The organism is Burkholderia sp. SRS-25 (genome assembly GCF_004343765.1).
In the GTDB taxonomy this organism is placed as follows: Bacteria; Pseudomonadota; Gammaproteobacteria; order Burkholderiales; family Burkholderiaceae; genus Burkholderia; species Burkholderia contaminans.
Genome location: NZ_PTXM01000011.1, coordinates 1 through 23001 on the forward strand (window position 1 = coordinate 1; position 23001 = coordinate 23001).

21 protein-coding genes and 2 pseudogenes are annotated in these 23001 nt (G+C 63.9%); 12 read left to right on the forward strand and 11 right to left on the reverse strand.

Features of this window, described 5'->3' with window-relative positions; translation table 11 throughout:
• From C5O79_RS16540 to C5O79_RS16550, 3 genes and pseudogenes are all read left to right on the forward strand, one after another.
• A pseudogene (locus tag C5O79_RS16540) lies at positions 1–191 on the forward strand (3-hydroxybutyrate dehydrogenase); the annotation flags it as partial.
• Positions 188–1405 carry a patatin-like phospholipase family protein gene (locus tag C5O79_RS16545; protein ID WP_039344582.1) on the forward strand — a complete coding sequence of 406 codons (1218 nt, stop codon included), beginning with the start codon at positions 188–190 and terminating at the stop codon, positions 1403–1405. The pseudogene C5O79_RS16540 and the gene C5O79_RS16545, both read left to right, overlap by 4 nt.
• A gap of 60 nt (positions 1406–1465) precedes the next feature.
• Complete coding sequence (locus tag C5O79_RS16550; RefSeq protein ID WP_089443707.1) at positions 1466–1930, forward strand: hypothetical protein; 465 nt, start codon at positions 1466–1468, stop codon at positions 1928–1930.
• A gap of 75 nt (positions 1931–2005) precedes the next feature.
• Here the strand turns inward: C5O79_RS16550 and C5O79_RS16555 are convergent, their stop codons facing one another.
• Positions 2006–2890, reverse strand: a complete 885-nt coding sequence (locus C5O79_RS16555; RefSeq protein ID WP_122474603.1) for a LysR family transcriptional regulator — start codon at positions 2888–2890, stop codon at positions 2006–2008.
• Positions 2891–3010: 120 nt separating this feature from the next.
• Between C5O79_RS16555 and argC the strand changes: the two genes are divergently transcribed.
• The gene (gene argC / locus C5O79_RS16560) at positions 3011–3958 is read left to right on the forward strand and encodes an N-acetyl-gamma-glutamyl-phosphate reductase (RefSeq protein WP_122474602.1); all 948 of its coding nucleotides are present in this window, start codon (positions 3011–3013) and stop codon (positions 3956–3958) included.
• A 159-nt stretch (positions 3959–4117) separates the two neighbouring features.
• Here argC and C5O79_RS16565 read toward each other — a convergent pair whose 3' ends face one another.
• Positions 4118–5041, reverse strand: a complete 924-nt coding sequence (locus tag C5O79_RS16565) for a LysR substrate-binding domain-containing protein (protein WP_046548825.1) — start codon at positions 5039–5041, stop codon at positions 4118–4120.
• A 117-nt stretch (positions 5042–5158) separates the two neighbouring features.
• Here C5O79_RS16565 and C5O79_RS16570 point away from each other — a divergent pair, with 117 nt between their 5' ends.
• Entirely contained in the window at positions 5159–6244 is a 1086-nt protein-coding gene (locus C5O79_RS16570) for a tartrate dehydrogenase (protein WP_039344597.1), read from the forward strand.
• Positions 6245–6731: 487 nt separating this feature from the next.
• Here C5O79_RS16570 and C5O79_RS16575 read toward each other — a convergent pair.
• Together C5O79_RS16575 and C5O79_RS16580 are read right to left on the reverse strand one after the other, a co-directional pair.
• A pseudogene (locus C5O79_RS16575) lies at positions 6732–7211 on the reverse strand (nuclear transport factor 2 family protein).
• A 13-nt stretch (positions 7212–7224) separates the two neighbouring features.
• Positions 7225–7869, reverse strand: a complete 645-nt coding sequence (locus tag C5O79_RS16580; protein ID WP_122474601.1) for a TetR/AcrR family transcriptional regulator — start codon at positions 7867–7869, stop codon at positions 7225–7227.
• Between the two features lie 181 nt (positions 7870–8050).
• Between C5O79_RS16580 and C5O79_RS16585 the strand changes: the two genes are divergently transcribed.
• Positions 8051–8689, forward strand: coding sequence for a GNAT family N-acetyltransferase (locus C5O79_RS16585; protein WP_122474600.1), 639 nt, complete (start codon positions 8051–8053; stop codon positions 8687–8689).
• Positions 8686–9102 (forward strand): hypothetical protein, encoded by a 417-nt coding sequence (locus C5O79_RS16590; protein WP_046548822.1) that lies wholly within the window; start codon positions 8686–8688, stop codon positions 9100–9102. The genes C5O79_RS16585 and C5O79_RS16590 overlap by 4 nt, the downstream gene beginning before the upstream one ends.
• Before the next feature lie 403 nt (positions 9103–9505).
• On the opposite strand, the gene tdh is transcribed toward C5O79_RS16590, so the two are convergent.
• Both tdh and C5O79_RS16605 read right to left on the reverse strand, forming a co-directional pair.
• Complete coding sequence (gene tdh, locus C5O79_RS16600; RefSeq protein ID WP_011356765.1) at positions 9506–10534, reverse strand: L-threonine 3-dehydrogenase; 1029 nt, start codon at positions 10532–10534, stop codon at positions 9506–9508.
• 13 nt (positions 10535–10547) lie between these two features.
• A complete protein-coding gene (locus tag C5O79_RS16605; RefSeq protein ID WP_122474599.1) occupies positions 10548–11747 on the reverse strand; it encodes a glycine C-acetyltransferase in 1200 nt (399 codons plus the stop codon).
• 161 nt (positions 11748–11908) lie between these two features.
• On the opposite strand from C5O79_RS16605, the gene C5O79_RS16610 reads away from it, so the two are divergent.
• The 3 genes from C5O79_RS16610 (at position 11909) to C5O79_RS16620 (ending at position 14163) form a co-directional block, all read left to right on the forward strand.
• A complete protein-coding gene (locus C5O79_RS16610) occupies positions 11909–12520 on the forward strand; it encodes an XRE family transcriptional regulator (RefSeq protein WP_039344617.1) in 612 nt (203 codons plus the stop codon).
• A 140-nt stretch (positions 12521–12660) separates the two neighbouring features.
• Entirely contained in the window at positions 12661–13041 is a 381-nt protein-coding gene (locus tag C5O79_RS16615; protein ID WP_039344620.1) for a DUF2471 family protein, read from the forward strand.
• Between the two features lie 102 nt (positions 13042–13143).
• Positions 13144–14163, forward strand: coding sequence for a tyrosine-type recombinase/integrase (locus tag C5O79_RS16620; RefSeq protein WP_039344623.1), 1020 nt, complete (start codon positions 13144–13146; stop codon positions 14161–14163).
• 136 nt (positions 14164–14299) lie between these two features.
• Here the strand turns inward: C5O79_RS16620 and C5O79_RS16625 are convergent, their stop codons facing one another.
• Positions 14300–15481, reverse strand: a complete 1182-nt coding sequence (locus C5O79_RS16625; RefSeq protein WP_131931483.1) for a DNA-binding protein — start codon at positions 15479–15481, stop codon at positions 14300–14302.
• Between the two features lie 1822 nt (positions 15482–17303).
• On the opposite strand from C5O79_RS16625, the gene C5O79_RS16635 reads away from it, so the two are divergent.
• Complete coding sequence (locus C5O79_RS16635; protein WP_011353619.1) at positions 17304–18671, forward strand: replication initiation protein; 1368 nt, start codon at positions 17304–17306, stop codon at positions 18669–18671.
• A 90-nt stretch (positions 18672–18761) separates the two neighbouring features.
• Here the strand turns inward: C5O79_RS16635 and C5O79_RS16640 are convergent, their stop codons facing one another.
• Together C5O79_RS16640 and parA are read right to left on the reverse strand one after the other, a co-directional pair.
• Positions 18762–19823, reverse strand: coding sequence for a ParB/RepB/Spo0J family partition protein (locus C5O79_RS16640; RefSeq protein WP_039344630.1), 1062 nt, complete (start codon positions 19821–19823; stop codon positions 18762–18764).
• Positions 19824–19846: 23 nt separating this feature from the next.
• On the reverse strand, positions 19847–20509 hold the full coding sequence (gene parA / locus C5O79_RS16645) for a ParA family partition ATPase (protein WP_011353621.1): 663 nt from the start codon (positions 20507–20509) through the stop codon (positions 19847–19849).
• Positions 20510–21465: 956 nt separating this feature from the next.
• Between parA and arsC the strand changes: the two genes are divergently transcribed.
• Positions 21466–21825, forward strand: a complete 360-nt coding sequence (gene arsC / locus C5O79_RS16650) for an arsenate reductase (glutaredoxin) (protein ID WP_122477239.1) — start codon at positions 21466–21468, stop codon at positions 21823–21825.
• A 140-nt stretch (positions 21826–21965) separates the two neighbouring features.
• Here arsC and C5O79_RS16655 read toward each other — a convergent pair whose 3' ends face one another.
• A complete protein-coding gene (locus C5O79_RS16655) occupies positions 21966–22187 on the reverse strand; it encodes a zf-HC2 domain-containing protein (RefSeq protein ID WP_047851412.1) in 222 nt (73 codons plus the stop codon).
• Complete coding sequence (locus tag C5O79_RS16660; protein ID WP_122477236.1) at positions 22165–22764, reverse strand: RNA polymerase factor sigma-70; 600 nt, start codon at positions 22762–22764, stop codon at positions 22165–22167. The genes C5O79_RS16655 and C5O79_RS16660 overlap by 23 nt, the downstream gene beginning before the upstream one ends.
• Positions 22765–23001 lie beyond the last annotated feature (237 nt).

Sequence of the window (23001 nt, forward strand, 5' to 3'; positions counted from 1 at the left end):
CGGAGCAGGCGAAGGAGCTCGGCATCAGCGAAGAGGAAGTGGTGAAGAAGGTGATGCTCGGCAATACGGTCGACGGCGTGTTCACGACCGTTCAGGACGTCGCGCAGACGGTGCTGTTCCTGTCGGCCTTCCCGAGCGCCGCGCTCACGGGCCAGTCGTTCATCGTCAGCCACGGCTGGTTCATGCAATGAAGCCGCACGCCCGCACCGAAAAGCAGGCCGTCGATGCGGCGGACCTGCATCACGAGGCCGGCGCACCGGCCGCCGCGCGCACGCTGCCGTACGAGACGATCGCGCTCGTGCTGCAAGGCGGTGGCGCGCTCGGCGCGTACCAGGCCGGCGTGTTCGAAGGGCTGCACGAGGCGGGCATCCCGCTCGACTGGATCGCGGGCATCTCGATCGGCGCGCTCAACACCGCGCTGATCGCGGGCAATGCGCCCGAGCATCGTGTCGAGCGGCTGCGCGAATTCTGGGAAACGATCTGCAAGCCGGCGTTCTTCCCGACGATTCCGGCCGCATTCGAGTTCGCGCTGTTCAACAGCATCGACCAGGTCCGCACGTTCTTCACCGCGTCGCAGGCCGCGAGCGCGATGATGCAGGGCCAGCAGGGCTTCTTCGTGCCGCGCTTCCCGCCGCCGCTGCCGGGCGTGTCGGATCACCCGGAGAAGATCAGCTGGTACGACACGTCGCAACTGCGCGCGACGCTGCTGAAGCTGTGCGATTTCGACCGGATCAATTCGGGCGAAACGCGCGTGTCGGTCGGCGCGGTCAACGTCGGTACCGGCAACTTCGTGTATTTCGACAACTCGCGCATCCGTCTTGCGCCGGAGCATTTCATGGCGTCCGGTGCGCTGCCGCCCGCATTCCCGCCGGTCGAGATCGACGGCGAGTACTACTGGGACGGTGGTGTCGTGTCGAATACGCCGCTGATGGAAGTGCTCCGCGCACGGCCGCGCCGCGACACGCTCGCGTTCCAGGTCGATCTGTGGAGCGCGCGCGGGCCGCTGCCGCGCACGATGGCCGACGTCGCTGAGCGCACGAAGGATGTGCAGTATTCGAGCCGCACGCGTTTCGTCACCGACACGCTGCAGCGCGAACAGCGCTACCGCAACGTGCTGCGCCACGTGCTCGACCAGGTGCCGGAAGAGCAGCGCAAGGCGGATCCGTGGTGCATCGAGGCCGATGCGATGTCGTGCAGCAAGAAGTACAACATCCAGCACCTGATCTACCAGCAGAAGGCGTACGAGCATCACTACAAGGACTATCAGTTCGGTCTGTCGACGATGCGTGACCACTGGTCCGCGGGTCTCGACGACATCCGCAAGACGCTCGCAGTCAAGGACGGCCTCGCGCTGCCCAACAACGACGCGGGCTTCGTGACGCACGACATTCACCGCAAACGGTAATGCCGCGCGCGACGGACTGGCGCGACGCATGCGCCGGTCCGTCCACTTCTCCGTTCAGACATGCCGATTTTCATTGCACTGTTCGCGCTCATCGCTCTCGGATGGGGCGCGGTTCACCTGTTTCATGTCATCGCCGCACAGTTCGGCCGGCCGGTCGCGATCGCGGCCGCCGTGCTCGCCGCCGCGATCCTGATCGCGCTGGTCGCGTGGTGGATCAAGCGCCGCCGCGACATCGCACCGAATACGAAGGAAGAAGGCTGGACCCACGTCGTGCATCGCGCGTGGGGCGAGCTGCGCGTGTCCGCGACGCAGGGGTTGCTGTGGCTGTCGCACGACGGCGCGGACGGCCGCTATACGCTGTCGCAGCTCGACGGCTGCCAGGCCGCGCCGATCGGCGGCCGCTGGCATCTCGTCGTGCGCGTGCGCGATGCCGTGCGCAGCGAATGGAAGCTGCCGATGACGGACAAGCGCGATGCGCAACGCTGGGCGCGCGTGCTGACGCTCGCGAAGGACAACCGGCTTTGAAGCGCCATGCCGCGGATGTGCAGGTACTGCCGGCACGAACGACCGGCCGCACCGACGTTCCCGAATGCCGGCGCGCTATCGTGCCTTCAGCGCCCACAACGCGTCGAGCACGTGCTGCGTCGCCCGCTCGACCGGCCCCGCCCGATAGGCGATACCCAGTTCCCGCCACAACGCCGGGCGCAACGCCCGCATGACGATGCGTGCGTCGGGTAGCGGGGCGCCCGCCTCGTGCGGCAACAGCGTCGCGCCGTAACCTGCCGCGACCAGGCTCTTGATCGCATCGTTGTAGTTGAGTTCGATCCGCGGCTCCGGCCGGTGGCCGCCCTGCGCGAACCATTCCGTCGTGAGCCGTGACAGCCGGGTGGTCGCATCGTTGAGAATCAGCGGGCGGGCGGCCAGATAGCCGGGCGTCACGCGCGCCGGGAGCGGCCAGTCCGCCGGCAGAAACGCCATCACCGGATCGCGCCGCCACGCGCGGATCGACAACCCCGCGACAGCCGTCTGCGGCAGCGCCACCAGTCCGATATCGAGCGTGCCCTGCGCAATGCGCGCCAGCGTATCGTGCGACGTGAGCACCGCGATCTGGACATCGATGTCCGGATGCTGCTCGCGCAACCCGGCCACCGCCTGCGGCAGCAGGTGCGCGATCGCTCCGGTCGAAGCGCCGAGGCGTACGCGCCCGGTCAACCCCTGCACCTGCCGCTGCACATCGTCCAGCGTGGATTCGACCTCGGCCAGCAGGCGACGCGCCCGCTCCACCAGCACTTCACCGACAGGCGAAGGCCGCACGTTTCCACGCGTGCGGGACAGCAACGGCGCGCCGATCCGGCTTTCCAGTTCGGCAATGTGAAGACTGACGGTCGGCGGCGCGAGATGAAGCCATTGCGCCGCGGCGACAAAGGACCCGTGGTCCGCGATGGCGACCAGCGTGCGCAGGCGGTCCAGGCTGATCTCTCGCATCCTTCACCCCTCGTTCATGAAAACTGAATCTCGCAGTCAGCAAATTCAACTTTTCCTATTCTAGGTGTTCGGCGGACGATACGGCTTTCCCGACGACAGAACCGAAGGAACGCGACCATCATGAGCCAGCCCACTGTCTACATCGACGGCGATCAAGGCACGACCGGATTGCTGATCCACGAACGCCTGCGCGGGCGTGACGACCTGCAGCTCGTTACGCTGCCGGACGCCGAGCGCAAGGATCCCGTGCGGCGCGCCGAAGCAATCAACGCAGCCGACATCGCGATCCTGTGCCTGCCCGATGCGGCCGCACGCGAAGCGGTCGGCTTCATCCGGAATCCGGCGGTGCGCGTGATCGACGCGAGTTCGGCCCATCGCACGCAGCCGGATTGGGTTTACGGCTTTCCCGAAATGGCGAACGGGCACGCACAGACGATTGCGCATGCGCGGCGCGTCACCAATCCCGGCTGCTATCCGACCGGCGCGATCGCGCTGCTGCGCCCCTTGCAACAGGCCGGCCTGCTGCCGCGCGACTACCCGGTGAGCATCCATGCCGTCTCCGGCTACTCCGGCGGCGGACGGGCTGCCGTCGACGCATTCGAGTCGAACGATGCTTCGCAAGCGAAACCGCTACAGGTCTACGGCCTCGCACTCGCGCACAAGCATGTGCCGGAGATCCAGCTGCATGCCGGTCTGACGAATCGCCCGATATTCGTGCCGGCCTACGGTGCCTATCGGCAAGGCATCGTGCTCACCGTGCCGATCGAGCTGCGCCTGCTTCCTGCCGGCGTGACCGGTGAGCGGCTGCATGCGTGTCTTGCGCACCATTACGCCGGCGCGCGTCACGTCGACGTCACGCCGCTCGCGGCGACGCAAGCGATCACGCATCTCGATCCGCAAGCGCTGAACGGCACCAATGACCTGCGGCTCGGCGTGTTCGTCAATGCCGATCACGGCCAGGTGCTGCTGTCCGCCGTGTTCGACAATCTCGGCAAAGGGGCATCCGGCGCGGCCGTGCAGAACCTCGACCTGATGCTCGGCGCGGCAGACGTGGCGAAAGCGGCATAAGCCACGTGCGGGCACCATCGTCGGCGGGCCCGGCACATTGCAGCCGCCAATGCATGGGTGCAAGGTAGACGCTACCGGCTCGCGACGTGATTGCGAGCCGGAACCGAGTGCCTGCCGACGTTCCGCACAGCCCCCGTAAAAGCTCACCTTTAGGCGGTTTCAGGCCGTCTCGTCACCCGCGGCGGCATTCAAGCCGGCCAGCGTCTCCACCAGAAAATCCACGCACACGCGCACTTTCGCCGACGCCGCAACGCGTTCCGGGTACACAGCCCAGATGTTCGCGGGCTGGATTGCGTCCGGCAGCACGCGACACAGTGCGCCGCGTTCGATCAGCGGCGCGGCTTCCCAGATCGAACGCAACACGATTCCACGCCCGGCCAGTGCCCACTGCACCGCCACCTCGCCATGGTTCGTCGACAGCGCGCCGCCGACCTTCACCGTTGCCGTTTCGCCGCGCACGTTCAGCCGCCACACGCCGAACGGGTGATCGCGCTCCTTGATGGCCAGACAGTCGTGCGACGCGAGATCCGCGAGCGAGCGCGGCGTGCCGCGCCGAGCGAGATAGTCGGGCGATGCACACAGCACGCGGTAGTTCGCGGCGAGGCGGCGCGCGATCAGGTGATCGGCGATCTCGTCGCCGATGCGCACGTCGAGGTCGTAGCCTTCGCCCGCGACATCGACGAGCCGGTCGAACAGATCGAGCCGCACGTTCAGCTGCGGAAAACGCACGGTGAAGTCGAGCAACGCAGGCGCGACGATGTGCCGGCCGAAGCCGAAGCTGCTCGAAATGCGCAGCGTCCCGCGCGGCACCGTGCGCGTGGTCGACACGTCCTCGACGAGGTGATCGACGTCGTCGAGGATCTTCTCGGCGCGCGCGTACACGCGTTCGCCGGCTTCCGTCACCGTCACGCGGCGCGTCGAGCGATGCAGCAGGCGCGTGCCGAGCTGCGCCTCGAGCAGCGCGATGCGCTTGCTGACATAGGCGGGCGATACCGCGAGCTGCTCGGCGGCCGCGCTGAAGCTGGTCAGGCGGACGACCAGGCTGAACACGCGCAGGTCGTCCAGATTCGGCGATTTGTTCACGATTCGTGTAAAGTCGATTAACCTTTCGCACGATTTTAATCTGAATGGAAATAAATAGAATGACGTAACGCGCCGCTACCGCCCCAGGCAGCCGGCCGCCCAGCCAAGGAGATTTGCATGACCGACAGGACTTACAAGATTGCCGTGATTCCCGGCGACGGCATCGGCCGCGAAGTGATGCCCGAGGGCCTGCGCGCACTCGAGGCCGTGACCGCGCGCTTCGGCGTGCGCTTCGACTTCGTCCAGATCGACTGGGCGAGCTGTGACTACTACGCGCAGCACGGCAAGATGATGCCGGACGACTGGAAGGCGCAGCTGTCGGGCATGGACGCGATCCTGTTCGGCGCGGTCGGCTGGCCGGCGACGGTGCCCGATCACATTTCGCTGTGGGGCTCGTTGCTGAAATTCCGCCGCGAATTCGACCAGTACATCAACTTGCGGCCCGCACGCCTGTTCGACGGCGTGCCGTCGCCGCTCGCCGGCCGCCGCGCGGGCGACATCGACTTCATGATCGTGCGCGAGAACACCGAGGGCGAGTATTCGTCGGTCGGCGGCACGATGTTCGAAGGCACCGAACGCGAGATCGTGATGCAGCAGTCGATCTTCACGCGTCACGGCACCGAGCGCGTGCTGAAATTCGCGTTCGACCTCGCACAGCGGCGCGCGAAGCGCCTCACCGTCGCGACGAAGAGCAACGGCATCGCGATCAGCATGCCGTGGTGGGACGCGCGCACGGCCGAGATGGCCGAACGCTATCCCGACATCGCCGTCGACAAGCAGCACATCGACATCCTGTGTGCGCGCTTCGTGCTGCAGCCTGACCGCTTCGACGTCGTCGTTGCGTCAAACCTGTTCGGCGACATCCTGTCGGATCTCGGGCCGGCCTGTACGGGCACGATCGGCATCGCACCGTCGGCGAACCTGAACCCCGACCGCAAGTTTCCGTCGCTGTTCGAACCCGTGCACGGCTCCGCGCCCGACATCGCGGGGCAATACATCGCGAACCCCGTTGCGATGATCTGGTCGGCAGCGTTGATGCTCGACTTCCTCGGCAACGGCGCGGGCCGCGAACGCGAAGCCCACGACGCGATCGTCGCCGCGATCGAGGATGTGCTGCGCACGGGGCCGCATTCGCGCGATCTCGGCGGCAATGCGGGCACGCAGGAAGTCGGCGAGGCGATCGCCGCGCGCATCGCGGGCTGACGATCATGCCCGGCGCGTGCGTTCGCACGCGCCGGATAGTGACTGCGTGAATCGATGGGCGGTGAGCAACACGCAACGCATTTGCGCACCCGTGCTGATTCCGTCGCCTGGACGGTGACGTCGAGTGGTGAACAACACCGCACCACAACGCTAAAGGCTCTCGCCATCCGTTGTCGACGTCGACACGATCGGTGAGCTGCACATCGCGCGTATGCACACCGATCGTCAATTCACTGTCGGCTCTGTGCGATCGGTGAGATGCATCACGTGATAAAGCACACCGTGGCGTGCAAACACGTGCATCACGCGATGCCAATGTGTGCGGCACGTCCGGTTTGCCCGATGCGCTGACGCGTCGAACGGCTCGTTGCACACAGTCCGACGCGACATTTCACCTCGTCCCGAAAAGTCTCACCTTCAGCGCACCGACTCCCGAATTTCCTCACCGTTGCATCCCGTTGATGCGTTCGTCGAGCCGACGCGCGCCTCACAGCCCGAGGTCGGACAGCCCCGGATGATCGTCCGGACAGCGACCGAGCGGCCAGTGATAAAGACGATCCTGCTCGCGAATCGGCAGGTCGTTGATACTCGCGTGACGATGCGCCATCAGGCCGTTCTCGTCGAACTCCCGGTTTTCGTTGCCGTACGAACGGAACCAGTTGCCGGCATCGTCATGCCATTCGTATGCAAAACGCACCGCGATGCGATTGCCGTCGAACGCCCACAGCTCCTTGATCAACCGTTAGGCGAGCTCGCGCGCCCACTTGCGCTGCAGCAGCCCGACGCGCTCGTCGCGGCCGGTCACGAATTCCGCACGATTGCGCCATCGGCTTTGCGGCGTACAGGCGAGCGACACGCGCTGCGGGTCGCGCGTGTTCCATCCGTCCTCGGCGGCGCGCACCTTCTGGCGCGCCGTTTCGAGCGTGAAGGGCGGAACGGGCGGACGGACTTCGGGGGAAGCGGACATGGATTGCTCCTGTTCAGGTTCCAGCCGCGGACAATCGCGGCCGGTTCGGGATCGCTGCTTCGACTAGCGGGACACCGCGTCGAGCAGCAGTTCGGCCGTCGCGCGCGGCGTTTGCATCGCCGGTTACGAGTGCCACGCCGATTGCACCGTCGATCAGCACGAGCCACTGGCGCGCCCGTCGCGCAAGCCTGCGGCGCTCGATGCCGGTTTCGTCGGCATACGCATCGAACCGCTCGCGTACGAATGCCAACAGGCGTGCCTTGTGCTCACGTGCGACGACGCGCACGTGATCATCCGCGTCGGGAATCTCACCCGATGCGTTCAGGAATGCACAGCCGTGGAAGTCGGGCTGCCCGAACCAGTCGCGCAGCACGTCGAACATGCCGATCAACTGCACGCGTGGCGCCTTGCCACGCGCCAGCGTTGCATCGACGAACCAGCGCATCCAGCGTTCGTCGCGACGTTCGAGCGCGGCCGCGGCCAGCGCCTCTTTCGATTCGAAATGCGAATAGAAGCTCTTTCGGGCCGCGCCGGATCGCCTGACGATCGCATCCACGCCGGTTGCATGGATGCCGCCCGAATAGATCAATGCTTCGGCTGCTTCGAGCAGTTGGTCGCGAACGCCCGGTTCGGTGGAGGAGTCGTGAGGTGTGTTCATGGATTTACGGCAGAACGATCGTTCTCCGTCGTCAACACCCGGATGCAAAAGCCCTGTCGGCGAGAGGACTGAATCACGGCCTGGACGGCGATGCGGGCCGCCCCGTTTACGACATTTTTTCTTGAAGCGGACGCGCGACGCTCACTACACTTCGGTCACCCCGTGTGGGCGAAAGGACATCATGCAGCGACCGGAATCCGCGCGCCCTGTGCGCGCCTATGCGGCTTATGCGAAGCGGCTCGACGGCCGCGTCGTCGTGCGGCGCTTCGACCCGCGCAGCGATTCGTACGACACGTTGACCGCGCTGCTGCATCGCGCGTTCGCACCGCTCGGCGCACTGGGCTTCAACTGCCCTGGCGTCGATCAGCCGCCCTCGACGACACGCGAATGCATGCTCACCGGCGAGTGCTTCGTCGCGCTCGGCAATGCCCACCTGGTCGCGACGATGACAATGCGTTCGCACGATCCCCATTCCTGCTGCGATCCGTACCGCAGCCGGCACGTCGCGACACTCTGCCAACTGGCCGTCGATCCTGTCTGGCAGGATCGCGGCATCGGCCGTTCGCTGCTCGCGTTCGCGCAACGGCGGGCCGCCGCGCGCGGCGCGACGCATCTCGCACTCGATGCACCGTATGCGGCAGTCCGGCTCATCGATTTCTATCGACGCGAAGGATTTCAACCGGTCGACGTGATGCGCTTTCCGGGACACAACTACGACAGCACGATCCTGTGCAAATCCGTCGGCGTCGGGAGCGGTCGCATCGTTGCCGGCGATACGGCGCAGTTCGACATCGCGCGGCACGTCGGAGCAGTGTCATGAAACACGATATGCCGAAGCGCGAGGGCGGCGACGATCACACCCGGCTTGACGTCCGGCACGCCCGCGTGCGCGCGGCGCAACGGCTGCGCGGTGTGCTGAAGCTGACGATTCTCACGATCGCGGTCGCCCAGGCGCTGGCATTCGCGTTCGAAAGCCTGCTGGTCATGGCCGGCTTCGCGCCGGATGCCGCGACGGTGCTGCTGTTCCGCTTCGTCACGTGTGCGCTCGTCAGCTTCTGGCTGCAGGCGGACGCGTTGCGCGCATATCAATACGCGGCGCAACACGGGTTCGTCACCGTTCCCGGCGCGCACGGCGATCCGGCCGACATCGCGCCACAGTGCCCGAAGCGCTGGCTCGTCGTGTTGAGTCTTCAGCTCGACCCGCGAGGGTTGAATGGTGAACGGATCGAGTAGCGGCCCGCGCACCGGTCGATATCTATCGATGTCGATCGCTTCACGCATGAGTGAGTCGCAACGACGCGTGAAGGCTCACGGTTGACGATGCGGTTCGGCATGGCATCGCATGGCGTGCGTGGCGAACGATCACGCGGGCAACCAAGAGGGAAGTGCCTGGAAGAGGGGGCAAGTGCCGAATGGCGTGATGGCGTGATGTCGGGAAGCGGGACGACTGCCGACAGGTGAAGTGAACGTGCGATTGCAGGTCACCGATGTGCGATCGTGTCGCGATTCGGCGCGCAAACACAGCTCCCGAATAATCTCACCTTGAGCGCGGATTCGCGTGTTTCGACTCGGAAACGCAGACGTCAAACAAACACGGGGCAGGCGGCAAACATGCCGCACCGCCCCTTCTCGGCACTCAGGCCGTCCAGTCGAGAATCACCTTGCCGCTTTCACCAGACAACATCGCGGCGAAGCCTTTCTCGTAATCGTCGGCCGCAAAGCGGTGCGTGATGATCGGCGACAGGTCGAGGCCGCTCTGCAGCATCGCGACCATCTTGTACCAGGTCTCGAACATCTCGCGGCCGTAGATGCCCTTGATCTCGAGCCCCTTGAAGATCACCTGGTTCCAGTCGATCGCCGTCTGCGCGGGCGGAATGCCGAGCAGCGCGACCTTGCCCCCGTGGTTCATCGCCTCGAGCATGCTCGTGAACGCGCTCGGCACACCCGACATTTCGAGGCCGACGTCGAAGCCTTCGGTCATGTGCAGGTCGGACATCACGTCGCGCAGCGACTCGCGCGCGACGTTGACCGCGCGCGTCGCGCCCATCTTGCGCGCGAGTTCGAGCCGGTAGTCGTTGATGTCGGTGATGACGACGTTGCGCGCACCGACATGCTTCGCGATCGCGACGGCCATGATGCCGATCGGGCCCGCGCCGGTGATCAGCACGTCTTCGCCGACGAGGTTGAACGACAGGGCCGTGTGCGTCGCGTTGCCGAACGGATCGAAGATCGATGCGAGATCGTCGGAGATCTCCGGCGGAATCTTGAATGCGTTGAACGCAGGAATCGCCAGATACTCGGCGAACGCGCCTTCGCGGTTCACGCCGACGCCGACCGTGTTGCGGCACAGATGCCGGCGCCCCGCGCGACAGTTGCGGCAGAAACCGCACGTGATGTGGCCTTCGCCGGACACGCGATCGCCGATCGCGAAGCCGCGCACTTCCTGCCCCATCTCGACGATCTCGCCGACATACTCGTGACCGACGTGCATCGGCACGGGAATCGTCTTCTGCGCCCAGTCGTCCCACTTCCAGATATGGATGTCGGTGCCGCAGATCGCCGTGCGGCGGATCTTGATCAGCACATCGTTGTGGCCGACTTCGGGGCGCTTCACGCGCGTGAGCGTGAGGCCGGGGCCGCGCTCGAGCTTTGCCAGTGCTTTCATGATCGCGCCTCCGTCAGATGATGCCGAGCGACTTGCCGACGCGCACGAACGCGGCGACCGCCTGGTCGATCTGCTCGGGTGTGTGCGCGGCGCTCATCTGCGTACGGATGCGCGCGCGGCCGCGCGGCACGACAGGGAACGAGAAGCCGATCACGTAGACACCTTCGTCGAGCAGCTTGTCTGCCATGTTCGTCGCGAGCTGCGCGTCGCCGAGCATCACCGGGATGATCGGATGCGCACCCGGCACGAGCGTGAAGCCGGCCTCGGTCATCTGCTTGCGGAACCGCGCGCCGTTTTCGCGCACGCGCTCGCGCAGCTTCGCGCCTTCGTCGCTGCCGAGCAGCGCCAGCACCGTCAGCGAGGCCGCGGCGATGCTTGGCGTGAGCGTGTTCGAGAACAGGTACGGGCGCGAGCGCTGGCGCAGGAGTTCGATGACCTCGCGACGCGCGGCGACATAACCGCCCGATGCACCGCCGAGCGCCTTGCCGAGCGTGCCCGTGATGATGTCGACGCGGCCTTCGACGCCGCAGTGCTCGGGCGTGCCGCGGCCGTGCGTGCCGATGAAGCCGACCGCGTGCGAATCGTCGACCATCACGATCGCGCCGTAACGATCGGCGAGATCGCAGATGCCTTTGAGATCGGCGATGATGCCGTCCATCGAGAACACGCCGTCGGTCGCGATCAGCTTGTGGCGCGCGCCCGCTGCGTCGGCTTCCTTGAGCTTCGCCTCGAGGTCGGCCAGGTCGTTGTTCTTGTAGCGGAAGCGCTTCGCCTTGCAGAGGCGAACGCCGTCGATGATGCTTGCGTGGTTCAGTTCGTCGCTGATCACCGCGTCGTTCTCGTCGAGCAGCGTCTCGAACAGCCCGCCGTTCGCGTCGAAGCAGCTCGAATAGAGGATGCTGTCCTCGGTGCCGAGAAACGCGGCCAGCGCGCTTTCCAGTTGCTTGTGCACGGTTTGCGTGCCGCAGATGAAGCGCACCGATGCCATGCCGAAGCCGTCCTGGTCGAGGCCGGCCTTCGCCGCGTCGATCAGGCGCGAATCGTTCGCCAGACCCAGATAGTTGTTCGCGCAGAAATTGAGCACGCCGGCACCATCGGCGAGCCGCACGTCCGCCGCCTGGGGACTCGCGATCTCGCGCTCGGTCTTGTAAAAACCGTCCACGCGGATCTGGTCCAGCGTCCCGCGCACCTGGGCGAGAAAGGCATCACGCATCGCAAAGCTCCTGACAGGGTTTCGCATTCCGCAACGCGCCACTCGTGGCGGCGGCGCAACGGCCTGCTACTGTTATAGTCGGTCGTTCGGTTGACCGCATTTATCCGATATTCCGAACTAGAATTCGAAATATCGAACAACTCTAAGCGAACGGAATCCAAATGGCAAGTTCCTCCGGTTCGCGGCGCACGCCTGCCAGCGCCGCGCCGCAACAGCCGGCCGCAACGCCGCCGCGTGTCGGCGAGCAGATCCAGCGGCTGCGCAACGAACGCAAGCTGACGCTCGACGACCTGTCGCGCGCGGCCGGCGTATCGAAATCGATGCTCTCCGAGATCGAGCGCGACAAGGCCAACCCGACGATCGCCGTGGCGTGGCGGCTGACGAACGCGCTCGGCATCACGCTCGACGAGCTGTTCTCTCAGCCGAAGGCACCCGAGACCATCCGGGTAGACGGCCCGCACGACATCCCGACGCTCGCCGGCCATGACGGCCGCTACCAGTTGCGTGTGTGGGGCCCGATCGACCTCGCCGGCAAGTTCGAGTGGTACGAGCTGACGCTGCCAGGCGGCGGCGCACTGATATCGAACGCCCACGAGCCCGGCACGCGCGAACACCTCACCGTGCTGCAGGGCGCGATGGAAATCGAAGCCGCGGCAGCCAGCCGGCGCCTGAAGGTGGGCGACACCGCGCGCTACCCGGCCGATGAGCCGCACGCAATCCGCAATCCCGGCAAGGCCGAGGCGCGGGCATTGCTGATCGTGATCCATCGCTGACGGCGCGAACAGCTGGCCAAACGGCCAATTGCAGGCCAGTTGCGGAAAGTACTGTATGTTTGTACAGTATACGGACATTCCGCCATGCATGGGCCGGAGCCGGCGCACCGAGGCGCCTGCCCGGTCGACAGGAGCCTGCAATGACAGAAGAACAAGATTTGGCCGCGCTCAGCTTCAAGGCTGCCGCGCACGACCTCGAGCTGATCGTCCGGCATATCGCCGGGCGCTACATCCACCAGCGCGTCCCGCTGACGTGGCGGCTACTGCACGCCATCGAGGCCGAGGCGCTTGCCGATCTCGGCTTTGCCAGCCGGCACGACGCCGGCATGCGCCAATTGTTCGAACGACAGTTGGACATGACGTTTCCCGAAACGGACGACCCGATCGACTTCGGGCGCTCGAATGCGCTGCCCGCCGTATTTTCGTTCGCGGTTCTCGCCTATGAAGCAGCGTCAACTGCGTCGAACGACACAGCGTCGCACGCGCGCGTTCATCGCCCGTCCAAGGCATGGGGCGACTGACTCCGAGCCCGGGCCGCTGCGTATGGCGGCTTTGATCAGCCTCTTGCTGCCCGAGACGTTGCGGAAAGGGCTACCATATACGCAACTAACGGAATAAATCACATGTCTCTTCCCGCCTCTCCCGACACCCCGGCACGCCCGGAAGAAACAGATCTGTTCGACCGCGGTGCATCCGACTGGATCGTCTCGCCAGAAGCCGCATTCGATGCCTGGCTCGCGATGCAGGACTATCGCCGCTCGTCAGCCGACGTCTACCGCGCGCAATGGGGCGCGTTTCTCACATGGATGCGCGCGCACCAGAAGAATCTGGCCACGGTCGATACCGCAACCATCGCGAATTTCGTCGGCGAACTGCCGATCCGGAAAACCCAGAGAATGCGCTATTTGCGCTTGATCGAGCGCGTGCTCGACCACATCCGGCGCACCGAATACGCGTCGACCAACCCGGCCCGATTCATTGCTCAGGATGGCGAAGCGAACTGGCGCAAGGCGCGCGACAACGAACCGACCGGTTTCCTCACGCCGGCCGAGCGCGCAACATTGCTCGCGTATCTTTTTTCGCCGATCGGCGTATCCGGTTCCGCATACTGGAAAGAGCGGCGCGACCGCGCACTCGTTGCCGCCTTTCTCGGTGCAGGCATCAAGACCGGCGAAGCGCGAGCACTCACGATTAGTTGCATCAATACAAGCGGAACGTCACTGCGGATCGAGTCGACGCATCCGGATTTTGCACGCGAAACCCACCTGGCATCGTTCGCGATCGCGCTGCTGGAAGCCTGGCTCACCGAGCGCAAGCGCCAGGAGATTCCGGGGGAGCTCGTGTTCCCCGCATCCCATGCCGGGCGGCCGATGCACAAGGCGACGATGCTGCGCGCGATCGACGCGATCGTCGAATCCGCCGGACTCACGTCGTCGCGCACCGCGCGCGCGAGCCCGCAAACGCTGCGCAATACCTATGCGGCTGAATTGTTCGAACACGACGTGCCGCCCGAGCGGGTCGGCAAATGGCTGGGCTTCATGCGGCCGATCTCGTCGAACCGCCTGCACCGCGCCTGGAAGAACTGGCGCGATGGTCTGGCCGACAGCAACGGTGACGCGTCGGACAGCGACGAAACTCACTGATCACTAATGGGCTGCTCACGCGAAGCGATCCGTGAGCAGCCTTGTGTGGCTTAGCCTCACCGTTTCACAGCTCCCGAAAAACCTCACCCCAAGCTCCCCGGATAGTCTCACCTGTGCGGCGTGGCCTATGCGGGCGTCACGTGTGCGCGAATCGCGCGACCGCTTCGAATCGGGACGGCCAAGCGCCCGAAGCATGCTCGCACTCGGGGCAGGCCACTTCGAAACCTTCTTCGCTGTGTGACAGCTCAGGCTCACCGTCGCAATGCGGACAATGGGCCGGCACCGGAATCTCCTGATCCAGCGAGGTGCCGATCGCGGCAAACGCGTCCGCATCCAGTTGCCCGGCATCGGCCAGGCGGCGGATCAGCGCGGCGATTTCCGGATTCATGCCGCGGCTCGCGCGCAGCGAACTCACATCGCGCGTCGCACGTTCCAGTTCATCACCCTGGCTGCGCAACTGTTCTTCGAGCCGGTCGGCACGTGCCTTGGCCGAACTCAGTTGCTGCAGGAAATCGAATTCCTTGCGTTGAACGTCGCGCAAACCGCTCTGGTAGGTTGACGCCATGCTGCGCAACGAATCCAGCTCGACCAGCATCGGCTTCACGCGGCGTTCGGCTTCGGCCACTGCATCCTTGATTTGCTGCGCGTAGTGCTCGGTGCGCTGCTGGAGTTCGGCCTGCAGCGCATCGATGCGGTCGCGCAGCGTTGCATTTTGCGTCTGCTCGGCTTCGATGCGGCCGGCGGCCGCGGCCAGTTCCATTTCCAGTCGGGCGACTGTGGTGAGCAACGACGCTTCACTGGCCGAACCGTGCGTCGTTTGCGACGCGAGCTGGACCTCGAGCTCGGTCACACGAGCCTGTAACTGCTCGTTTTTCGCGTCGCTCCGCGCGAGCGCGCCTTCAAGCGTCTCCTGGCGGATGGTTGCGTCGCGCAACCGCTGTTCGGCGTCGGCAATGCCGGCGCGAACCTGCTCGCGATCTTCGTCGAGACTATCCCGTGCGGATTTCAACGCTTCTTCATAGAGTGCGCCGAGCAACGCCCCCGCCTTTTCCTCGACGGCTTTCGGGATTGCGGCGCCGTCGAGCCTGATTTTGGAGGCGGAACGGATGCGCTCCCAGAAATGGTCGATGTCTTTCGGGATATCGCTGGCGCTGCCGGTCTGGGTGAGATCGCGGACGTTGGCAGCCGACGGCCTGATGCCGAGATCGAAGAACAACCGCTTGCACGCGTGCAGCGACAATTCCTGTCGTCGTGCACCGTTCGCACGCAGCGATTCCAGTTCGTCCCGAATGGCTTGGCGTATTTCGTCCAGGGTCATCGCTGTGCTCACAGACATTGAAATGTGGCAATCATAACGAAATACGTATCTATCGATACCTTTTTCGGCTTGTCGTTGTGAATTTACGTCGCTTTGTACGGAAATCAGGCCTGTGAGCCAATTCGGACGACTGTGGTCCAGGATTCCGTGAAACAAAGCGAAGAAAGTTAGCCAAGTCCTTGTCTCACAAGCATTTTCCTGCAGACCCCGAATTTCGGCATTTGTTTCACATGACGGCGGATCCGATTGCTCGTGGGTGTTCAGGGGTTGGGGTGTCTGTGGAAAACTCGGCAGCCTGATGTCTTGAGAGTATTAGAAGTAAACACCCTTGAACCCTTAGTTAAAAACGTTAACGCCACGGCACAGCCTTATGCTGCAAGGCTTTCCGGCCGACAAGGTGAAGTTTTACGGGAGTCAAGGTGATCTTCTGCGGGAGCTGAAGTGATGGGGTTCAGGGAGCTGCGTGAGCCGTTGCGGGAAAGGTCGTGAGCGGATTCGGGATCACAGTGAAACACGAGATTTACCAAAGGTGAGGTTTTTCGGGGCCTCACAGCCATAGAACCCGCGCGGTGCCTGACTGCACAGTTTTCTGCCTGTGCAGACATAGGTGAGAATTTGCAGGACCTTCTTCGCGCCCCGATTCTGCCCATCTTTTGGGCAGTTTTTCTGAAAGGTGAGGTTTCACGGGACTCCACGGGTTTTTGGTGTGAGGATTTCCGGGAAACGACCGCCATTTTGCACAGCAAAAGCGCTCGTGAGGGCCTGTGAAGCCCCAAAGGTGAGGCTTTTCGGGAGGGAAATCCGGGTTTTCCTGCCCGGATCCCCTTGAGGTGAGATTTTTCGGGGCCCTGATCACAGGCTGTGATTCCGGCCACAGGTGAGACTTTTCGGGAATGGAATTTGCCCGAAAAATGGTCAAAGGTGAGGCTTTTCGGGACCTGTGAACGACTGGGTTCATCGAAAAGCCCGCCAGGACTGGGAGAAATCTCGTTTTTGCTGTGCCACTTTTTGGCACAGGTGAGATTTTTCGGGGCCCGACACGAGGTTGTCGTATGAAGGATTTCCGTCGAAAGGTGAGGCTTTTCGGGGGCTGTCGGCGACGCACAGCCAAATGCATTCTGTGCATAAGTATCGGAACGCATTGGGATTTTTGATACCGAGGCGGTTACGGTGAGATTTTTCGGGAGTCGTTTCCTTGCCCCGGGACGCACAGCGATTTTTCGGTAAGGTGAGCGTTTTCGGGAGACCTTGGTAGCGAATCCCGCGCGTGTCGGGCATTCGCCGATATTCGGACGAATAAAGGCACTGTGCTCGAGGTGAGTATTTTCGGGACCCGATACGGTTTGTGCGCTGTACAATGCGCGCCCGGGCCGGCAAAGCACGCCTGATCGGGTCGCGCCGGCCGGTTTCGCAGGCGTCTTTCGGGATGCCGGATCCGATTCCGATCTCCCGGTAAGTCACGCCTGTACATGCATACAGGCCGATGGAGGGTGATCGGGAGGCGCGCCGACGCGGGATCGCAACCCTGTGCCGAATGCACGGCTGCGCAGTCGTAAAATTACGACAAATCGAAAGGTGAGCCGATACGGGAGGTCATTTCGCACGTATCGCGCACAGGTGAAATTCTGTGAATCGGCGCATCCCGCAGCACGTCTGGACGAGTCCGGAACGCTGCAAATCCGGAGCGGTGAGGGTTTTCGGGAGCGCCTGGGGTGAGTGCCGTTTTGCACGCGCACTTCACCCGCTATGGTGAGCATGTCGTTCTGGACGCACTTCACCGCAGGCGCTATCCTTCCGGAAAACTTCTCCTCCGACCCGACGTATGGCCACGACGAAGCGCGCCAAGAAAACCGATGTGGATGTGGTGAGTGCCAGTTCAGCCGAATTGCGGAAGGCCGTCGAGGCGATCGCAATTCAGCCGAAGAGCGGCAAGATCACGCTCCTCACTCGCAAGCTGTTCAATGTCCTGCTGGCCGTGGCGCAGCAGGCCGACGACTCGGGCGATACGTATCGTGCGCTGCTGTCGGATATCGTCGCCAACTCCGCCTTCGATTCGAACGACACCGCGCTGGTGAAGGAACACCTGCGCCGCATGGTGTCGGTGCAGGTCGAATGGAGCACGGGGACGTCGAGCCAGAAGCCGGGCCGCAAGTGGGGGATCTCGACGCTGATCGCCGACGCGGAAATTCTCGAGGATCCGGCGACCCGCCGCGTGTGGGTCGAATTCTCGTTCGCGCCGAAGATCAAGAAGAAGCTGCTCGACCCGGTCCAGTATGCGCGTCTGAGCCTGCAGTTCCAGAGCCAGCTGCGCAGCAGCGCCGGTCTCGCGCTGTACGAAATCTGCGTGCGTTACCTGACGAACCCGAGCCACCTGACGATGCGCGAGCCGTGGGAATGGTGGCGGCCGATCCTGTCGGGCACGCCCGACACGGAAGCCGGCGACGAGGCGAAGCGCGAGTACAAGTACTTCAAGCGCGACTATCTGCGTCCCGCGATCGCGGAAGTCAATGCGGTCACCAACATCTTCGTTGAGCTGATCGAGCACCGTGAAGGGCGCCGGGTCGCGGAGATCCAGTTCCGCGTGACCGAACGCAAGCAGCCGATGCTCGCGCTCGACGAACACCCGAACGTGTTCGACAGCACGCTGGTCGACCGGATGGTGAAGCTCGGGATCCCGTTGAAGGAAGCGCAGACGCTCTACGCGGATAGCGAGGAGAACCGCATTCGTGCCGCGCTGCAGATGACCGAGCAGCGGATGCGCAGCACGACGCTGCCGCCGGTGCGCAGCGCGCCGGCGTTGTTCAAGGATGCACTGAAGAAGGGTTATGCGCCGCCGGTCGAGTCGGTCGACGCGCTGCCTGCCGGCACGCCGTCCCCGAAGATTGCGGCAGCCCAGCCGGACGATCTGAAGGCACGCCTGCTGAGCGAGTTCGCGGCGTTCCGGCGCAAGGAAGCAAAGGTGCTGTACGAAGAGCAGGGCGACGCGGAGCGCGAAGTGGCCCGCGAGTCGTTCGAATCGGAGGCGCTGCCGACGATGGGCACGCATCTGCGCGATGACTGGCGCAAGCGCGGCCTCGATTCCAAGCTGGCCGAGACGGCCTTTTTCGACTGGCTGGCCCAGAGGACCTGGGGTGAGCCGACGGACGGCGACCTGCTGTCGTTCACGCTGAACCAGTCGCGGGCCGCTTGAGGCCCGCTCAGGCCCGCTGACGGGCCGCCGCCGGCCCCGCCCTCGATTGGCGGGCCCGGCGTCCTCACCAGGCCCTGCCGGCCGTTTCCATCACTCCGACAACAGCATCCGCTCGAGCTGCTCGAGGATCGCGTCGCGCTTGTCCTTCGGGAGACCGCGCAGGCGCAATTCGATGCGATCTTCGCCATACGACTTCAGGTCGCCGACCGACTTCCCGCCGAGCTTGATCTCGAGACGCTGCGCATAGCGCTGACGGCCCGCGGCCTTCGGCGTTTCCTGCGCCGCGACGCGGCCCTTGACGATGTCCGACACCTGACGCGTACTGAGATCGTCCGACACGATCTTGTTGATCAGTCGCAGCGTGGCCTCGGTGCCGCGCGCGTTGTGATAGCGGCCGACCTGATACGCCATGTTCGAACCGAAGCGATCAGGGCGCGCGACCATTTCCTGCATGATCGCTTCCGGCAGCTTGCCGATCGACAGCGCGACGGCCACCGTCGATTCGTCGAGGCCGAGGTGCTCGGAGAGCTCCTTCTGGCTCTGGAAATGCTTGTCGTCGAGGAAGCGGCGCCACACGACCGCGTTGTCGAACACCGTCTGCGAATCGCGCTGGACGTTGAGATCGTAGCCGAGCTTGTAGCTCTGGATGCCGATCGGCACGTCGATCACGATCGCCTTGACGGATTCCTTGTTCGCTTCCTTCAATGCCCGCACGCGACGGCCGCCGTCGCTGACGAAGTACGTGCCCGGGTTCTCGTAGTCCGGAATCACGTGGATCGCCTGCTGCTGACCTTGCTTTGCGAGGTTGACCGCGAGTTCGGCAATCGACGACTTCAGATAGAAGTGCCGCGGATTGAACGGGCTATGCTTGATCGCCTTAAGCGGCAGCTCGATCACCTGCCCCGGCGCATAGCGGTTCTCGAGACGCCACGCGCGATATTGCGCCGATTCATCGATCGACGGATCGAGCGTGAAGTCGGGAGCGGGCGGCGGCGCGATGTCTTTCTTCGCGGATTTGGTCGGCGCCGGAGTGGGCGTCTCGGACTTGACGATGCCGTCGATCGCATTGAGTCGATCGAGCGCGGTGCGCTTCTCGCTCGTCGTGATATCCGGGCGCGCTTGGAATCCTTTGGCAAATTGGGAGGGTTTCATGTGACTCCTTTGTGCGCATAAAGTCAGGGCAGCATGGCGACGATTTCGTCGGCGCATGCGCGAATTTCTGCGGCGGCCAGCTTGCCGCCACGATCGTTCATCTGCAGCACGGTCTGACCGAGCGCCATCGCCTGCTTGTACGCCTCCCGGGTCGGGATCTGCGTTTTCAGCAACGGGAAGCCGAGTTCCTCGAGCGCACGCTTGAGCTCGCGGGTCAGCATGCGCTTCTCTTCGGTCTTGTTCAGCAGGAAGACGGCGCGGAGGTCTTCGTTCATGACCTGCGCCTGCTGGATCAGTTTGACCAGCCCGACGCTCGACCAGTAATCGGCCGGCGACGACGACGTCGGGATCACGGCAATCGATGCAGCCAGCAGGACCACACCCGATACCTTCTCGGTGATCGACGGCGGGCAGTCCACGACGATGATGTCGTAGTCGTTGATGAACTTCTTGATCTCGCGATGGATCTGGCCATCGGCTTCGGCGAGGTTGACGACCGGAAATGGAATGCCGGTGTCGCTGTCGCCGGATGCGCTCGACCAGTGAACCAGTGTGTTTTGACGGTCTGCGTCGATGACGAGGACGCGCTTCCCTTTTTCATGGAACGCGGCACCGAGGTGCATGGCAATCGTGCTTTTGCCGACGCCACCTTTTTGTTGAGTGACTGCAATGATTTCCGCGGCCAATTTTCACTCCTATTTTGGTCGTTGGAATTCTACAGGACGATATTTGAATTTCAATGAAATTGTCGTTCGACATCTACGCATTGGCCATTTGGGCTATCGGTTTATGCGCATAAACGAAGCGACGATCTGATGGCGTGACGGATATCCGAGAGGTCGGTGAGCGACTCGGCGGCGTCGAGTGTGTCGTCGTCGGTGAGAGTAGCGAGTTGCCGCGCGTACCGCGTGCACTGCCCTATCGTTCGATGGGTAGCTTTGGCTGAGAGCTGGGGAGTTTGCGCGCATAAACTCCCCGCGGAAAGCGTGGCGCGCGATCGTACCGGGAGGGCTGGTGCGTCTGATCGTAGGTTGTGACTGGTACACCCTGGCTGGTTATGCCGCATCGACGTATCCCACTTGACCGGTGTACGTCGACCCAACGCGCTATCCAGGCGCTACGTTTATGCGCATAAACCGTGATCGCTAGAGGGCGAGTAACGAAGGTCACCCCGACCGCCGGAATCCAGTGCGGGGCGACCGACTTGCGAGGCAGCATACCGACGCAGCAATCACACCGAGCAGGCATCACACCGACGCGCCGAAGCGTCTGCATTCACCGCGCTGCGAATCGCGAGGTCCCCGCGCTTGGCAATCGGCCGCTTTATGCGCATAAACCAACCGGCCTGCGACGCCACCGGCGACACCCTTTGCAGGCCAAACCCCATTGTATTGGCCAAGCGTGCGCACCTTCGTTCACCATCCCGTGAAAGAATCCCGCGCGCCTTTATGCGCATAAACCAACCAATTCATTTAAGTGCGCCCCGACCAGCACTCCCCTCTCGCGGTCCATCGCATCGCCTCATCCACCTGCCTCTGCGAAGCAGCGAATCCGCACCCGATCTCCCGATTCCTCGCCGCTCGCCCCACCAGGCCCTCAATACAGACTGGCTACAATACAGGGCTCTACCCTCCAGGCCTGAATGATGATCACGATCTATCACAACCCCCGATGCTCGAAGTCGCGCGAGACGCTTGCGTTGGTCGAGTCGCTGAATACCACCGGTGCGCCGTTGAATGTCGTCGAGTATCTGAAGACGCCGCCGACGATCGAGGAACTGGAAGCGCTGCATCGGCAGCTTGGTCGCCCGGTTCGCGACATGCTTCGCGACGGTGAGGAGCCATACAAGGCGCTGAATCTTGCCCGCGTCGATCTGACTGATGCGGATGCCTATGCGGCAATTGCCGTTCATCCGATTCTGCTGCAGCGGCCCATCGTCGTTTATCGCGGCAAGGCCGCCATCGGCCGGCCGCCCGAATCGGTGCAGGCACTGTTCGAATAATTCTTGTCCGCCGTATTTTTCTGATTGCGTCAGCCGGGCGCAAGCACTCGCACGAGCATCGGCAATCGAAGTCAGCCCGGTCACCGGGCAGCATGCGACCACGGCCCCGACCTGACGATCGCCGTCAACGCGATCCGGGCCTAGCCTTCCCCGGGCGACGCACCGTCATCATCCGGGGCAGGCCCCCGCCCCGCCGCCGCTTTCGCGGCCGTCCGCAGCAGCGCGATCTGCCCGCGATAGGCTCTGCAGCCACTGCAGGTCGGCAGGTGTACGCGCACCTGCAGGCGCTCATGCAGGGTCAGATGCCGGTCGAGCGCATCCGACAGCAGTCGCGTCACGTCAGTACATTTCCCCGGCAGCATCTTTGGTCGTCAGTCCTTGTTCGCTCAGGCAGGTTCGCAGGCGCGTGCGCGCCCGGTAAAGCAGCACGCTGCAGTGATTCGTCGTCAGCGTCAATTCGCTGCAGATGTCCGTCATTTCGAAGTCGAGGAATTCGCGCATCATGAACACGCGCCCGATCTGCTCGGGCAGGTGATCGAGGCACGCCTCGAACAGCGTCCAGAACTGCTGCTGCTGCAACAGCGTGTCGGGGCGCGGCCACGGTCGCGGCTTCGCATGCGCGGCCCAGTGCCCGTTTTCCTTGAACAGCTCGCGATCGAGTACCGATTCGCCATCGAGCTCGGCATCGAGTGCGGACAGGCTCACCGTCCGCTGCCGCGCGCGCAGCACGTCGATCAGCTTGTTGCGCAGGATGCCGAACACCCAGGTCTTGTGCGCCGACAGCCCCGCGAAATCGCCCGCATGGGACCAAGCGGCGGCAAGCGCTTCCTGAACCGCATCCTCGGCCGCGTCGGCATCACGGAGCTGGAGCCGCGCGAAGCGCAGCAGGTCGCGCCGCAGTTGCGCGAGATAAACGGGATCGTCGTAGGCGGACGGCATGGATGGGTTGCAAGTGTCTCGAAGCGATCGCGCGTGCGCCACAGGCGGGCGTATCGCAGTGCCAGCAGCTTACTGGGCGCGGTGCCGGCCTGCAATGCATGTTCCGTCACGAATTCACGAAACCGGCCGACGCGCTGCGCTATGCTTGCCGAACCCTGTGTCGCGAGTCGTCAACGACCCGCGGTAGGCAATCTGTAACGTCGGAACATAACGGCCGAGTTATCCACAATTTCTGTG

Excerpts from the sequence above, each read along its gene's own strand:
- C5O79_RS16545 (WP_039344582.1), top strand. The coding sequence starts at position 188 with ATGAAGCCGCACGCCCGCACCGAAAAGCAGGCCGTCGATGCGGCGGAC.
- C5O79_RS16550 (WP_089443707.1), top strand. The coding sequence starts at position 1,466 with ATGCCGATTTTCATTGCACTGTTCGCGCTCATCGCTCTCGGATGGGGC.
- C5O79_RS16555 (WP_122474603.1), bottom strand. The coding sequence starts at position 2,890 with ATGCGAGAGATCAGCCTGGACCGCCTGCGCACGCTGGTCGCCATCGCG.
- argC (WP_122474602.1), top strand. The coding sequence starts at position 3,011 with ATGAGCCAGCCCACTGTCTACATCGACGGCGATCAAGGCACGACCGGA.
- C5O79_RS16570 (WP_039344597.1), top strand. The coding sequence starts at position 5,159 with ATGACCGACAGGACTTACAAGATTGCCGTGATTCCCGGCGACGGCATC.
- C5O79_RS16580 (WP_122474601.1), bottom strand. The coding sequence starts at position 7,869 with ATGAACACACCTCACGACTCCTCCACCGAACCGGGCGTTCGCGACCAA.
- C5O79_RS16585 (WP_122474600.1), top strand. The coding sequence starts at position 8,051 with ATGCAGCGACCGGAATCCGCGCGCCCTGTGCGCGCCTATGCGGCTTAT.
- C5O79_RS16590 (WP_046548822.1), top strand. The coding sequence starts at position 8,686 with ATGAAACACGATATGCCGAAGCGCGAGGGCGGCGACGATCACACCCGG.
- tdh (WP_011356765.1), bottom strand. The coding sequence starts at position 10,534 with ATGAAAGCACTGGCAAAGCTCGAGCGCGGCCCCGGCCTCACGCTCACG.
- C5O79_RS16605 (WP_122474599.1), bottom strand. The coding sequence starts at position 11,747 with ATGCGTGATGCCTTTCTCGCCCAGGTGCGCGGGACGCTGGACCAGATC.
- C5O79_RS16610 (WP_039344617.1), top strand. The coding sequence starts at position 11,909 with ATGGCAAGTTCCTCCGGTTCGCGGCGCACGCCTGCCAGCGCCGCGCCG.
- C5O79_RS16615 (WP_039344620.1), top strand. The coding sequence starts at position 12,661 with ATGACAGAAGAACAAGATTTGGCCGCGCTCAGCTTCAAGGCTGCCGCG.
- C5O79_RS16620 (WP_039344623.1), top strand. The coding sequence starts at position 13,144 with ATGTCTCTTCCCGCCTCTCCCGACACCCCGGCACGCCCGGAAGAAACA.
- C5O79_RS16625 (WP_131931483.1), bottom strand. The coding sequence starts at position 15,481 with ATGACCCTGGACGAAATACGCCAAGCCATTCGGGACGAACTGGAATCG.
- C5O79_RS16635 (WP_011353619.1), top strand. The coding sequence starts at position 17,304 with ATGGCCACGACGAAGCGCGCCAAGAAAACCGATGTGGATGTGGTGAGT.
- C5O79_RS16640 (WP_039344630.1), bottom strand. The coding sequence starts at position 19,823 with ATGAAACCCTCCCAATTTGCCAAAGGATTCCAAGCGCGCCCGGATATC.
- arsC (WP_122477239.1), top strand. The coding sequence starts at position 21,466 with ATGATGATCACGATCTATCACAACCCCCGATGCTCGAAGTCGCGCGAG.
- C5O79_RS16655 (WP_047851412.1), bottom strand. The coding sequence starts at position 22,187 with ATGCTGCCGGGGAAATGTACTGACGTGACGCGACTGCTGTCGGATGCG.
- C5O79_RS16660 (WP_122477236.1), bottom strand. The coding sequence starts at position 22,764 with ATGCCGTCCGCCTACGACGATCCCGTTTATCTCGCGCAACTGCGGCGC.